The organism is Haladaptatus ordinarius (assembly GCF_054177595.1).
In genome coordinates, this window is sequence record NZ_JBPEHH010000021.1 from 1 (window position 1) to 12,667 (window position 12,667).

Annotated in this window: 17 protein-coding genes; 6 read left to right on the forward strand and 11 right to left on the reverse strand. The window is 56.7% G+C overall.

Annotation, left to right across the window (positions count from 1 at the left end; genetic code table 11):
• Positions 1–49: 49 nt before the first annotated feature.
• The 3 genes from ACR3FF_RS09605 to ACR3FF_RS09615 all read right to left on the reverse strand — a co-directional run bounded on the left by ACR3FF_RS09605 (position 50) and on the right by ACR3FF_RS09615 (position 1,192).
• Complete coding sequence (locus tag ACR3FF_RS09605) at positions 50–190, reverse strand: hypothetical protein (protein ID WP_458187791.1); 141 nt, start codon at positions 188–190, stop codon at positions 50–52.
• A gap of 34 nt (positions 191–224) precedes the next feature.
• Entirely contained in the window at positions 225–461 is a 237-nt protein-coding gene (locus ACR3FF_RS09610) for a UPF0058 family protein (RefSeq protein WP_458187792.1), read from the reverse strand.
• 206 nt (positions 462–667) lie between these two features.
• Complete coding sequence (locus tag ACR3FF_RS09615; protein ID WP_458187793.1) at positions 668–1,192, reverse strand: plastocyanin/azurin family copper-binding protein; 525 nt, start codon at positions 1,190–1,192, stop codon at positions 668–670.
• A gap of 102 nt (positions 1,193–1,294) precedes the next feature.
• On the opposite strand from ACR3FF_RS09615, the gene ACR3FF_RS09620 reads away from it, so the two are divergent.
• The 3 genes from ACR3FF_RS09620 (at position 1,295) to ACR3FF_RS09630 (ending at position 2,951) form a co-directional block, all read left to right on the forward strand.
• Complete coding sequence (locus ACR3FF_RS09620; RefSeq protein WP_458187794.1) at positions 1,295–1,477, forward strand: hypothetical protein; 183 nt, start codon at positions 1,295–1,297, stop codon at positions 1,475–1,477.
• Between the two features lie 296 nt (positions 1,478–1,773).
• A complete protein-coding gene (locus tag ACR3FF_RS09625; RefSeq protein WP_458187795.1) occupies positions 1,774–2,565 on the forward strand; it encodes a ParA family protein in 792 nt (263 codons plus the stop codon).
• Positions 2,562–2,951 (forward strand): DUF8160 family protein, encoded by a 390-nt coding sequence (locus ACR3FF_RS09630; RefSeq protein ID WP_458187796.1) that lies wholly within the window; start codon positions 2,562–2,564, stop codon positions 2,949–2,951. Before ACR3FF_RS09625 ends, ACR3FF_RS09630 begins: the two co-directional genes overlap by 4 nt.
• A 78-nt stretch (positions 2,952–3,029) precedes the next feature.
• Here the strand turns inward: ACR3FF_RS09630 and ACR3FF_RS09635 are convergent, their stop codons facing one another.
• From ACR3FF_RS09635 to ACR3FF_RS09650, 4 genes are all read right to left on the reverse strand, one after another.
• Positions 3,030–3,386, reverse strand: coding sequence for a PadR family transcriptional regulator (locus tag ACR3FF_RS09635; RefSeq protein ID WP_458187797.1), 357 nt, complete (start codon positions 3,384–3,386; stop codon positions 3,030–3,032).
• A 288-nt stretch (positions 3,387–3,674) separates the two neighbouring features.
• Positions 3,675–3,932: a hypothetical protein gene (locus ACR3FF_RS09640; RefSeq protein WP_458187798.1), complete on the reverse strand. Its 258-nt coding sequence runs from the start codon at positions 3,930–3,932 to the stop codon at positions 3,675–3,677.
• Positions 3,933–4,562: 630 nt separating this feature from the next.
• Complete coding sequence (locus tag ACR3FF_RS09645; protein ID WP_458187799.1) at positions 4,563–5,519, reverse strand: transcription initiation factor IIB; 957 nt, start codon at positions 5,517–5,519, stop codon at positions 4,563–4,565.
• Between the two features lie 156 nt (positions 5,520–5,675).
• Positions 5,676–6,065 (reverse strand): hypothetical protein, encoded by a 390-nt coding sequence (locus tag ACR3FF_RS09650; protein WP_458187800.1) that lies wholly within the window; start codon positions 6,063–6,065, stop codon positions 5,676–5,678.
• Positions 6,066–6,481: 416 nt separating this feature from the next.
• On the opposite strand from ACR3FF_RS09650, the gene ACR3FF_RS09655 reads away from it, so the two are divergent.
• Positions 6,482–6,727 (forward strand): DUF8028 family protein, encoded by a 246-nt coding sequence (locus ACR3FF_RS09655; RefSeq protein WP_458187801.1) that lies wholly within the window; start codon positions 6,482–6,484, stop codon positions 6,725–6,727.
• A gap of 345 nt (positions 6,728–7,072) precedes the next feature.
• Here ACR3FF_RS09655 and ACR3FF_RS09660 read toward each other — a convergent pair whose 3' ends face one another.
• Entirely contained in the window at positions 7,073–7,372 is a 300-nt protein-coding gene (locus ACR3FF_RS09660) for a PadR family transcriptional regulator (RefSeq protein WP_458187802.1), read from the reverse strand.
• A 206-nt stretch (positions 7,373–7,578) separates the two neighbouring features.
• Here ACR3FF_RS09660 and ACR3FF_RS09665 point away from each other — a divergent pair, with 206 nt between their 5' ends.
• Entirely contained in the window at positions 7,579–7,809 is a 231-nt protein-coding gene (locus tag ACR3FF_RS09665) for a UPF0058 family protein (RefSeq protein ID WP_458187803.1), read from the forward strand.
• Between the two features lie 40 nt (positions 7,810–7,849).
• Here the strand turns inward: ACR3FF_RS09665 and ACR3FF_RS09670 are convergent, their stop codons facing one another.
• Entirely contained in the window at positions 7,850–8,455 is a 606-nt protein-coding gene (locus ACR3FF_RS09670; protein ID WP_458187804.1) for a DUF7344 domain-containing protein, read from the reverse strand.
• Positions 8,456–9,151: 696 nt separating this feature from the next.
• On the opposite strand from ACR3FF_RS09670, the gene ACR3FF_RS09675 reads away from it, so the two are divergent.
• Complete coding sequence (locus ACR3FF_RS09675; protein WP_458187805.1) at positions 9,152–9,889, forward strand: helix-turn-helix domain-containing protein; 738 nt, start codon at positions 9,152–9,154, stop codon at positions 9,887–9,889.
• Here ACR3FF_RS09675 and ACR3FF_RS09680 read toward each other — a convergent pair.
• Positions 9,886–10,947 carry a helix-turn-helix transcriptional regulator gene (locus ACR3FF_RS09680; protein WP_458187806.1) on the reverse strand — a complete coding sequence of 354 codons (1,062 nt, stop codon included), beginning with the start codon at positions 10,945–10,947 and terminating at the stop codon, positions 9,886–9,888. The genes ACR3FF_RS09675 and ACR3FF_RS09680 overlap by 4 nt on opposite strands.
• A gap of 708 nt (positions 10,948–11,655) precedes the next feature.
• Entirely contained in the window at positions 11,656–12,642 is a 987-nt protein-coding gene (locus ACR3FF_RS09685) for a transposase (protein ID WP_458187807.1), read from the reverse strand.
• Between the last annotated feature and the right edge of the window lie 25 nt (positions 12,643–12,667).

Genomic DNA, 12,667 nt, shown 5'->3' on the forward strand with positions numbered 1-12,667 from the left:
TACTACGACTCTCCACCCAATCGGTGCACTGATCCTGTCGAGCCCACACTCACCTCAGCCGCGAAACACCGGTCTTCACCTCCATTTCGTTTGTATTTTCGACATCCTCCGAACCTGTGGTGAACCGCCCGTCGAGGGAGTCGTGGCTCTTATTCGAACGCTCCGAGAGGCAACGCTCGTCGACGAACAATCCGCTCGTCCAGTACGGTATTTCGGTGTAGAACTTAGTCGGCGCGGGGAGCGACGGCCTCGACGTCCCCTTCCGCCATGTTCGCTGCGAGACCGTTCGCCAACGCGAGCACTGCTGATCGGTGGTCGTTTTTCGAGTGGTGAATAGAAGTTGGGCGTGTGTTTTGTGTGTCGTATTCCGGTACGTCGAGAGCAGATTCGGTGCGAACGTCGAATTGGTTTCGTACTTCTGAAAGGAGTCCGTGCAGGTGAATGAGCTCTTGTTTTTTCATCCCGACGACACCTACCGACTGAAGGCCTATAGTATTACCTTGAGGGACATTGACTCACATGATGATTTCCCGAGTTTAGAACGCGTTTGACGCTACTATTCTCAACTACTCGTCAGAATAAAATGCCGCTATGATTTAACAGGCTACAACGAGTTGCCGCGTGCGGCGAACGATGCCGACGCTTCGGACGGTACGTCTCGTTCGAACTAGGCGGTAAATTCGTCGTAGGACACTGCCCCCTCTCGGAGAATACGCTCGGTCTTCGGTACGCTCCCGTCCGGTGGCGCACTCCCCTCGGCGACCCCACCGGGCTTGCCGACGACGATGCGTCCGACCATTCCGAGCGTTTTGTGTGGGATGCAGTAGTAGTCGTGTGTCCCCTCCGTCTCGAAGGTGTACTCGAACGATTCGTTCCGCTGGAGCACCTCGCTTCCCCACGGTTTCGCGTTTTCTGGAATCCTCGTCGTCTCGGCGTAGAGCGTGTCCGGATGGTAGGCGGACGCCGAGTGGTTCCCGCTTTTCGTCACGAACGTCACCGTGTCGCCGCGCTCGACGTACAGTCCGATCGGGTCGAAGTACGACCCGCTTCCATCCGATATCATCTCGACGGTCGCCGTGCCACCGTCGGGGCCGGCCGTCGGTGTCACGTTCGGTCCGTCGCTTCCCCGCAGGAACGAACACCCCGCAAGTGCGGTGGCGCTCACCGACGCGACGAATCGTCGTCGATTCATACTCGTGGACGTGCGACAGCGACACTAAGTGTTCTGATATTCCGTTTCCCGTCTCGCAACCTGCCAGTCGATTTATGTCTCTCTCGCCCGAACTTCTCGGGGATGCTCGGTCAAACGAGACGGTTCTGGCTCGGGGTCGTCCTGTTGCTCGTCGGGGCCGCGCTCATCTTCGGAACGCTCCTGCAAGGAATCGGCACACCGCCAGTGCTTCTCGCACTCGGCGTGCTGGTTCTCGCCGCCGGGACGCTCATCATCGCAGTCGCACGGCGCACGCGCCCGGTCTGAGTGCCGGGTGGTGGAGTCCGGTGTCACACCGATTCGTGCCGGACCGTCTTCCCGAGGGGAGAGATGAGTGTGGCCGCTCACGTCTTTGCTAGCAAAATTAGTTCGCCTGTCAAATCGAGTTTGGACGACAAAACTAGTTTTGATGGTTTGTATATTCTGCCCAAGTCAGCTCGAAGGTCGAAACCTCGCGCACTGGTTCTATAGAAACGTCTTTCGGCCTCCGAGACGCCGACACACGGCTTTCTTCCGTATGTCTGACGCAGATTTATGTGGTTTGGACGGTTTTGCCGATTCGTATGTCCGACACGGCCAAAATCGCCATCTCGAACCAAAAGGGTGGCGTCGGGAAGACCACGGTAGCGATCAACGTCGCCGGGGCGTTGAACCGACGGGGTCGCGACGTACTCTTCGTCGACCTCGACCCGCAGGGGAACGCGACGGAGGGACTGGGGCTGGAAGCCGAATACGAAGCGCAACCGCCGACCCTGTTCGACGTGTTGACCGACCACGAGGCGCGCGACCACGTGGATTCGCTCGTCGTCTCCCACGAGGAGATGGACGTGTTCCCGAGCAACATCGACATGACCAGTGTCGAGCCCGAACTCACGATGGCGATGCGTGGCCGAGAGCGACTGGGCCAGGTGCTCGACGCGCTCAATACCGAGTACGACGTAATCCTCATCGACTGTCCGCCGTATCTCGGCAATCTCACCGACAACGCGTTGCTCGCTGCCGAGAACGTCCTCATTCCTGCACTGGCAGAATCGACCAGCAAGCGTGCCCTCGAGATTCTGTTCGACCAAATCGAAGTGCTCGAAGCGGAGTACGACACCCAGGTTCGTGACCTCGGCGTCGTCGCAAATCGCGTCGAGACGACCAACGAGGCGGAGGCGATGCTCGCGTGGTTCGAGGAGGCGTTCACCGACGTCCCTATCTGGGAGGTTCGCAAACGGGTCGCGCTCCAGCGAGCGTTCTCGGCTGGCTGCTCGATTTTCGAGTTCGATGAATCGTGTGACATGGTCGATGTATTCCTCGACATCGCCGAAGACATCGAACGCCAGCTTGGCCTCGTGGAGGTGACTGCATGAGCGACGAAAGCCGTGCCGACCGACTCCGTCGCCGACGTCGGGCTCAACGCGACAAGCAGTCCGAACGCGACGAACCAGCCGAGTCGGACGAACCGTCCGAACAATCCAAACCGTCAAAATCATCCAAACCGACGGGGGCCGACGGCCCCGCCGAATCGGAGAGCGTGAAAGATGCCCGCGTCGGCACCTACATGTACCTCCCGGAAGATCAGCGCTCCGAACTGAACTTCCGATACAAGGAACTCAACCTCACGTACGAACGGTCGTTCGGGGCGGAGCTGGAGAAAAATCGTCACTTCTACCCACTGGTCGTCCAGGCGGGGCTCGAAGCGCTTGACGACCTGGACGCTGCGGAGCTGAGAGAGCGTCTAAGTCGGATGGAGTGAGGGCGTCTCCCCCGGCCGGGTCGCTCGAGGATACCCGTCGCTGTGCCGATACGGCCGAGAAAAATCGCTAGAGGGTGGTTACGACTGGTCGTCGAGGAGGGATCGAATCTGTGCTGCACGCTCGTCGTTGGTGATGAACTTCTGGAACCGCCAGTCGAACGAGTCGAGGAGAACGGCGATTCCCTCGTCCGTGATGGCGTACTCGTTGGTTCGCTTGTCCAGTTCGCTCTTTTCGACTAGCCTGCGTTCGATGAGGGTGTCGAGGTTGGGGTACAGACGCCCGTGGTTCACTTCCTCGTCGTAGTAGTCTTCTAACTCGCGCTTGATGGCGAGCCCGTAGCGAGACTCCTCGGCGAGGACGATCAGGACGTTCTGTTGGAACGCGGTGAGGTCACGTGCGGTTTCCGCATCGTTGACTGTTTGTGCCTCTGACATGGTCGTCTAGTGTGATGTAGACTAACAGTGGATATAAAACTTCCTAACCTGGGCAATATTTATGGACTTTGTTATAAATATTATCTAGCGTCTACCATTGGGGTCATAGATAGTAGTGTTCTGTACGAGAATGTTTAGGATGTTAGTCAATATCTCGGTTTCCCCGTCAATCCCTCGTTGGGAGTTACTATGCGGTTGATAAATATCTGCCGAAAGAAAAATAAAATCTACGACGAGGAAGCGAACTCGTCGGACTCACACATCGAGACCTCGATAGGTTTTGACCGGTCAGGAAGGTGACCGAAAGGCGGTCTGTAACTCGTCGAAGATCGATTCTGCACAGTCGATGGGTTCGTTAGCGAGATTGAGTTCGATCTGTAGGTCAGAGTCACGACACGACGCGTCGCCGACGAACCCTCGTTCGTCGTCCCGCCAGATGGTGACGCGGAATCGTCGATTGTCACACTCACCAGCGGGACACTCGACCTCCCCCGAGTTCAACATCGATTCGAGGTTCCCTTCGACGAATTCGATAATATCAATCATAAATCGGGGAAAGCTACTAAAACATTAAATATAATTATATATAAAAATTTTTATAATTAATTCTGTCACTCGCTGTCTCGAACACGCCACCGCGATGTGACTCGAACGTGTCGGTTAATAAGTGTATAGTGAAGTAGGTAGGAACCGTCGTTTCTCTCACGCCCACGTGGGCGTGGTAAGTGCAATTGCACTGGCTGATTCGCTCGGCGGTGCCGGAGGCGATGGCGACGGGCTGGCATCCCGCCATGTGTCACCACCCCTCTCACGAAAGTTCTCTTCCCGAGCGAACCTTTCTCTGGCTCCGGCGGGTTCCCTCGCCCGCCGAGAGCTGACGTTCGACATTGACGACATCTAATAGAAACGTGGAGAGCAAGACGGACTCGTCGTTCGGGAGGCGTCGCTGCGTTGTGGTGTGAGCTCTCCCCTGACAGCCACGTCCGGGGAGAGAGGGAGAATGCCAGACGTTCACACACGGTCTGCAACTCAGCCCGTTCGACGCTCGAAAATCGCGCGATTTCGAACGAATCGGATCTCGGGATCTGACGACGACGGAACCGACCTGTCTCGCATTTACGTGGACGTACCGACGGGCGGTAAAAACGAGGGTGGATTGCTGAAGGGTTTAAACGCTCAGTGAATACCGAGCGCTTCGATCTGCTCTTGATACCGGTTTCGAATCGTGACTTCCGTCACCTGGGCGACGTCGGCGACCTCACGCTGGGTCTTCTTCTCGTTGCAGAGAAGCGACGCAGCGTAAATGGCGGCGGCGGCGTAGCCTGTCGGCGACTTGCCCGAGAGCAGCCCCTGTTCTGCCGTCGTGTCGATAATCTCGTTTGCCTTCGACTGCACCTCTTCACTGACGCCGAGGTCGGAACAAAACCGGGGGACGTACTGTTTTGGGTCGACTGGTTTCATCTCGAGGCCGAGTTCCTGCGAGATGTAGCGATAGGTGCGACCGATCTCTTTTTGATTCACCCGCGACACCTCTGCGACCTCTTCGAGGCTGCGCGGAATACCCTCCTGGCGGCACGCGGCGTAGAGCGTACTCGTTGCGACACCTTCGATGGAGCGCCCCCGAATCAGGTCTTCGGAGAGCGCACGACGATAGATGACCGAGGCGACTTCGCGGACGGACCGGGGGACGCCCAGCGCGGACGCCATCCGGTCGATTTCAGAGAGGGCAAACTGGAGGTTGCGCTCGCCCGCATCCTTCGTTCGGATGCGTTCTTGCCACTTGCGCAGCCGATGCATCTGACTGCGCTTTTCCGACGAGAGCGACCGGCCGTATGCGTCTTGATTCTTCCAGTCGATAGTGGTCGTCAACCCTTTGTCGTGCATCGTCTGCGTAGTCGGTGCTCCTACGCGCGACTTGCTCTGTCGCTCGCTGTGGTTGAACGCGCGCCACTCCGGCCCGCGATCGACGTGGTCCTCTTCGACCACCAGTCCACAGTCGTCACAGACCAGTTCGGACTGGTCTGCGCTGTTGACGAGGTTTTTCGACCCGCACTCGGGACACCCCTGGACTGCCTCCTCCTCGGTTTCGGTTTGCTCCGCACGGCGCTCCCGTTGGCGAGTGGACCGTTTCATCACCATTCTATACTCACAGCCAACATTTAAACCCCCGGATGAAACGGCGCGCTTAGAGGTTCGTTAGAACTCGAGATGAACGAACGCTAATGTCTCTGCTGGATATGACGCTCTACGAGAAGGAGGCTTGCCACCACCGTCCGTCGTTCGAACAGGCTAACAGGTGGGCTTTGCGAGACGCGACACTTCGACCATCACGTCGTTACTGTCCGGGTTCGTATCGCGGAACGTCCACGACCGGTCGAAGCTGATTCCGGCGTCTTGCCCTTTCGTGAGGAGGTCTTCGAGTACGGTTTCGAAGTCCTGGTGTCCCACGCCACCCGGCACGGATGGGCGGTCTGCCGAGGGCTCTGTGAATTCGGGACGCGGTGCGAGGAGCGTAATCTCGACCATCACGTCGTCACACTCGGCGTCGTCGTAGCGGAACGTCCACGACCGGTCGATGTCGACGTCGTTCTCTCGCGCGGTAGTGACCAGTGCTCCGAGGGTCGATTTGAACGTTTCCGGGGACACGGCCCAGGACGGGAGGGGGTTAGCCTGACTCATTCTCTATCTGTCTATATGTGGATACCCTACATAAACTCAGAACGCTGTCCCACGTGGTTCCATACTGTACCACCGTTTGAAACAGTTTGCAACAGTCAGCACACCTATCGACAGTGTGTCATTCATCCGGTAGCATTGACGGTGAGAGATGTTTTCGACCGGTTTCGTGCTCTCATAATTTCTACTATTACATTCGAATGATATCTTTCTTCTCGTCGTAGTGTTTTTTCGGTTCGGTCGCTCGCGCCAGTCTCCAGAACGACGCGACGAGACAACTGCGTAAAACGTCACCTGCTCTCTACTCCTCCCATAAAATATCTGCCTACCTCGATAAAACGACGTTTCATCGAGTGAATGGTGTAAATTTTCGATAACGCTCCGCTCGTTATATACTCTCCAGTGGTGTGTGGTGAGACATGACAAGCACGTCCTCCACGATGCAAAACGAGAACGCTCTCGACCCTCGCTCGCCGGTCAGGGCGGTTCGGCGAGTTATCGCTCCACCGGTTCAGTTTCTCGGGTTCTGGGCGGCGGTTTCGCTTCCGTTCCTCTACGCCCCACTCCTCTTCGACGGACTGGTCGGTACGGAACTGACAGTGTTCGTGGGTTTACTGGTATTTCACGTCGTCGCACTCGTCGTCGGCCACGGGTATCGACGGTGAGCACGGGGCCGCATTCGTCGCCCCGCGTTCTTCCGTCGGATGGCTATCGTCATCGAGATTTGGACAGACAGTTCTCGCAGACGTCTACGTTCGCTCGAAGGAACGTGTCGTTTTCGTTCAGCTCCAGTTCGATGCGCGTCACCGGTACGTAGTCCCGACAGTACGCACAACGTTCAATAGCATCAACCCGCTTCGGTATGTCATGATTTCTCGGCATATGTGCTTGCTCATTCAAGGCCGATGGCCGTCAATTGTAAACGTGAAGCGGTACCGCCCAAAAACTACGCATTAGTATTTCCGTTTTTTAAATACGGGTACCCGTGCTGGGGAGAAACGTGTCCGGCGTCAGTCTGCGATTTCTGCGGTGCCTTTTTCACTGACGTACTTCGCTTCCCACTCGCGACGCGCTTCGATTTCGCGCTTGCCACGTCGAGTGAGCGTGTAGTAGTTCGTCCGACGGTCGACCTGTCCCTTCTCGACTAGCCCTTTGTCGACGAGAGTGTCGAGGTTGGGGTACAGACGACCGTGGTGAATGTCTTTTTCGTAGTAATCTTCGAGCTCTTCCTTGATTGCGAGGCCGTGTGGTTCGGTCAACCCGTTGATGACGTACAACAGGTCTCGCTGGAAGCCAGTCAGGTCGTACATGTTCGACTCGATGTTATGTCTACATGGTATTAGTTAAGCGCATGATAATGCCTGCTTTATGCGACGAGAAACCCTCGTCGCGTATTTTCGGATCTACTGTTCCCGCTCTCGTAACAATCATCCCACACGAATGGACGCCGCGCGGGAGGGATGTGTCCGAAATCGGCCCAAGATAATATATCCATTGAGTCATCAAATTCTCTTATATGAAAAAGCAAGAATTGATACACCTACACGGGCTGCTCGTCGAGGTCCGGAATCAGTACGAAGTTCGGAACGACCAGACGGCCGATTGTGAAGAGTACGAGGCGACAGGTGTACGACCCACGTCGATCCACCGGTCGAAAACCGACCACCGAGATGCGGTGTTCAAACTCGCGGAGAATCTCACGGACGCGATGTACGAAGAAGACAAGCTCGTCCCGCCCACGAACTAACCGTTCCGTAGTGGTTCGCGTTGGACTATCGTCGACGCTCTTAGTGAGTGTGTTCTCCCGAAGCGAGTTGTGCGAGCGTCACGAACGTGAACATGGCGACGATGCTCCCGCCGACGCCGACGGCCGGGAGTGCCGAAAGCACGGAGACGCCGAGCACCGTCCCAGCGAGGAGGATCGTGCTGAGTACCGAGACGCCGAGGTAGTACGCTTCCCACGGCATCTCGTCGGTGTCACCGTCTGACTGTTCGGTCTCGGTGTCCGACGTGTCGAGGTACCGGTCGAGTTGGTTTGCGAGCGCGGTTCGTTCGACCGTTCCGCGACTCTGGTTGTACTCGATGATGCCTTCTTCGTCGAGTTTGGGGAGGTGTGACTGGTAGAGCGGGATGTACACGCGCTGGCGCTGGTCCGAAGTGAGCTCTTGAACCGATATCTCGTTTTCCCACGCGGCGACCTGTTCGGCGACGTCACGCATTTCGACGACGCCCTCGTGTTCTTTCAGATACTGGAGAACGTATCGTCGTCGTGGCGTCTGAAGGAGGTGAAATATCTTGTCTTTCGAAATCTCGCGCGTAACATGCGACTCTAGTTCATCTTTCGCTACGCCTTGCGTCCCGGTATCGTCAGGGTGAACCTCTACAGCGCTCATGACGATTAGAATTATCGGCTGGATGGGTAATAAACCAATAATGCGCTCCCGTTTTGTTGCAAATGGTTGTGAGTGCTTGTTCCATCGCTTAGCCTACTGATAACCCATAATTTTTATTATCGTTCTCATTCCAGCTCGTATCCGATTTTAGAAAAAAGGTGAACGGTCTATCGTCCTCGATCCCGGCTCATTGAAGCGTTTGAAACCAATTTAATGGTGAATCTGGCATCCCTTGAACAGTATACTGGGTAAAATTGTCGAACTACAGATGTATGTCGAACGCTCGTATTGTCTATTCGATGTCTTGTATGTGTGTGAACACGTGCACCGAAACGGTTGGGGACGACGGTCGACCCGCGTTTCCCAGATGTCTGTCGTGACGTCCTCTACGCCCCATCTGGGGCGAAAATCGTTAACCGCTCCATAGTAATCAGGAATCATCACATAGAAGTGAACGCCTAGCGCGGAGGCGGGATGTCCGAATATCCGGCCGTGAGGGTAGTAGCGCTCATGACTGACTCTCCCTCGCGTTTTTCCGACCGAGTCACGACCCGTCGACCACTCACCGAATCCGTACCGAGCACTGGAAAGTCTCTTATATTATGTACCTGTATTTGAATTTTGAACCACGACAGCCTTCCTAAAGTTTAATGTGAGTGAATCGAATACCCATAATCGACTCTCTGGACCCCGACAATGGCACACGGCGCATCCGATTCCGACGATCCACCCGACGACGCCGACGAGTCGTCGAAGACGTCGCGGAATTCGGTCCTCTCAGAGCCCCCGAAAACGCTTTTCGCCGAGGTTTCTATCTCCCACGACCGTCTCGTGCTCGTCCCCACTATCGAGTCAGTTCCCGAGGCGACGATTCAGATGGAAGGGACGCCAGTGGGCGGTTCGACTCCGTTCGTCTCCGTAGTCACCGACGATTTCGTGGCGTTCGAGCGAGCACTCGAAGTGGACCCGACAGTCAGCGAAACGACGCTCTTTTCGTCGTCTGCGGACCGTCGAGTGTACCAACTCCACCTCGCCCCGTCCGTCACCCCGTTCCTCCCGACTGCCGCCGACCTCGGCGTTCGAATCCTTGACGTCCAGAGTGGAAACGGCGGGTGGATCGCGCGAATCCAGATGCTCTCGCGGGAACCACTCATCGAACTTCGAAACGGCTGTCTCGACGCTGGTATCACGTTTCGGGTACGACAGTTGTACGGCGCGAACCCCGAGACGGAAATCGACGTAGCCAGACTGACGCCACAGCAACGAAATACGGTGCTCACGGCGTATCGGTTCGGCTACTACGACGTTCCCCGCGGCATCTCGCAGAGCGAACTCGCAGACGAACTCGGTGTTTCGACGTCGGCGATTTCACAGCAACTTCGACGCGCCACGGGACAGTTAATCGCCAGCACGTTCGCCGTCGACCAAGATTAAGCTTCGAACGGGGATTTGGAGGCTTCCGGTTCGGACCCGTTCAAGAAGACGAGATTTCCGCGACCGATCTGGACACGTGTTATCTCCTCGTTCTCTTCCATCTTCGAGAGCTTCCTGCTCACGGTCGATTTCGACCAGGAGGTTTCTGCCGTGATGTCTGCCTGTTTCATTCGACCCCCGTACTGAATGAGTAGCGAGCGAATCCGTTCCTCGTCGGTGAGCATCTCCTCGTCTGCGAGATTCCCGACGGGCGGTTGCTGTTCTGGCTCCGGTTCGTCTGTGATCGGTTCGGAAGTAACGTTGGTGGCCGGTTCCCGTTCCGACTCCGCTTCGTCGTCCCGCCGGTCGAACAGGCCGGAGAGAATCGTCCGTATCGAGGAGAAGGGGCCATCCGACGGTGATTCGTCGTCCGTGGCGTCCGTCTCGTCGGCACTCGCCGTCTCTTCGCTCTGGCTGTAGGCCCGTGTCGTCGTCCATTCGGCACCGTCTTCGGAGACTTCGACGACGACGTCGAACAGCGTTTTGAGTGTGTTGATGGTCTCCGGGTCGTGAATGTCGGGGTCCATCTGGAAGTAGCCGAGTGCGCCGGCGGCTTGCACTCGATGCGTGAGGATGTGGAGATATCTGAACGCAGTATCGAAGTCGACGTACTCGAGGAGAACGGTCAACGTCTGTACGGACACGACCGGTTGTGTCTCGCCGTCCGTCCACTCTTCCAGGTGGTCGCTCAGCGGAACGATGATTTCCATCGGGTCGGTCGGGTTGACGATGGTCGCCGTCACCCCCTCGGGAGTCTGCTCGTCGTGCGACTCGGACTGTGACATCCCACTCGCGTGAATGAACCGCGTCTCGCGTGGCAGCGTCCCGACGCTCTTTTCCCAGTCGCCGAGCCACTGGTTCGGCGGCTGTGTGTACGTGACGGCTGCGAGACTCATCTCCGCCGGCGGCGTCGAAGCGACGAGCTCCATGTGTGCCCGGTTGCCGTCGGGTGTCAGGGGCGCGAGCACGAGGACGTTCGACGCGTCTTGGAGACCTTCTCTAAATTTTTGAACGTTCATTTATATCCCACTCCACATTCTCTACAACATACTCATGGTCGAAACATTCTTTTGCCTACTGGTACGAGGTAACTGAACATCAATGTTTGTTCTTTTTAGTCTAATTTCGGATGTCTTTCGCTGATCTCGCTTGCCGTGGCGGTGTTCGAGACGGGAGGGTGTTCACTCCTCTTGGTTTAGATTCGATTGACTTCGCCGTTCCGATTCTTGCCGGAGGGCGCCGGTGCCGTCTCCAGCGATACGGCTGACGATGATGAGAAAAACGCCCGACTACCTCGCCATTCCTGGCTCGAGTCCCCTGTTTCATACCTCTCCAAAGTCATATACAATAACTTGTTTTCGTATTAAGTCACACAGTGGCCTACGTAAAGGCAGTGTGTTACCATTACCTGCGTTTATTTATCTATCCCGGTATCAAGTAATCTTGCCTTGCAAATGCAGGTAGCACTATTCGTGCCGAAGGATGCTCGAGATGAGGTTCGCGTGTCCGCGCCGGAGACGCGTCGAAAGTGCGTTCCGGCGAGACACCGAGTTCGATCGCGGCATCTCCCAGCGTCGCGTGGCCGGTGACAGACCCGGAATCGTGTGCCACGTGGTGTCTCGTACAGGACGAACTCCCTCGCTGGGGCGGTCAGTCCGGTCAGGTCGTTCATCTATCGACGCAGTCACCTGTTTTCCAACGCAATAGAGGGTGTCATAGAACTCTTGTCACACCGTGATGAATGTGCTTCCCGGATTGTCTCCGCGTTCGTAGTTGGTGATTGCGATGACGAGACGAAGGCACAGCGCGAGGAACACCTGCGCTCGTGCATGAACGCGGCCTCGGGCGAACGCACGGCCGAGGCCGCAGTCCTTGACTGATTCATTGGTTCGTTCAACCCCACTCCGCCGGTTGTACGTCTCGTCTAGCGTTGATTGCTTCAGCTGGACGTCCTCGCTGTGTTTTTCGATGCGGTCTTCGACCCTGTACTCGATGGCTTTCGGGTCGTCAGTGTTTCGTGCGTTGTACGGAGCGACGGGCACGACCCCTGCGGCCAGCAGGTGGTCGTGCCAGTCGAGTGTGTCGTAGGCGCTGTCACCGACCATCCAGATCGGTTGCTCGACGGCGAGCGCGTCACATGTGACGCGCATCGCCGTCTCTTCTGGTGCTTGTTTGCTCTCGGTGAACTCGGCTGCAATCGGGATCTTTTGCCCGGTTGAGACGATTGTATAGCCGTAGTAGTACTCGTCCTCGGTTGGATCGTAGCACTTTGACGCGTCTGGATCGGCTGGCATCGCCTTCACGTCTGTCGAATCGATGCAGTAGGTCAAGTTGAGCAGGCCGCGGCAGGCGGCCTGCTCAACGAGGTGGGTGAAGACATCGTCAACGACGTGTTCGAGGTCGGTAAGGAAGCGATCGACCGCGTCTCTCGACGGCGGTCGATCGAAGCCACAGCTCAACCAGACAACCGCGTTCCGTAGCTCTCGTTCGACGGGACGAATGCCGTAGATGTCCTTGTAGTAGCAGTGGAGAAAGCCACGCATCAACTCTGGTGGGTGGTGGTCTCGTGTTCGCCCCGTCTGCGCCGGGGCGAACACGTCGAACTCTTCGAGAAACTCGAAGGAGAGGTGCTCGAACAGGGCTAGCGTCTCTGTCTCCACGACATTGAAGAAGGACTCTACCGAAGGATCATCCTGCAGGGTCGCTGAATTCATCCACCTCAGCGTTCACCCTGCTCTT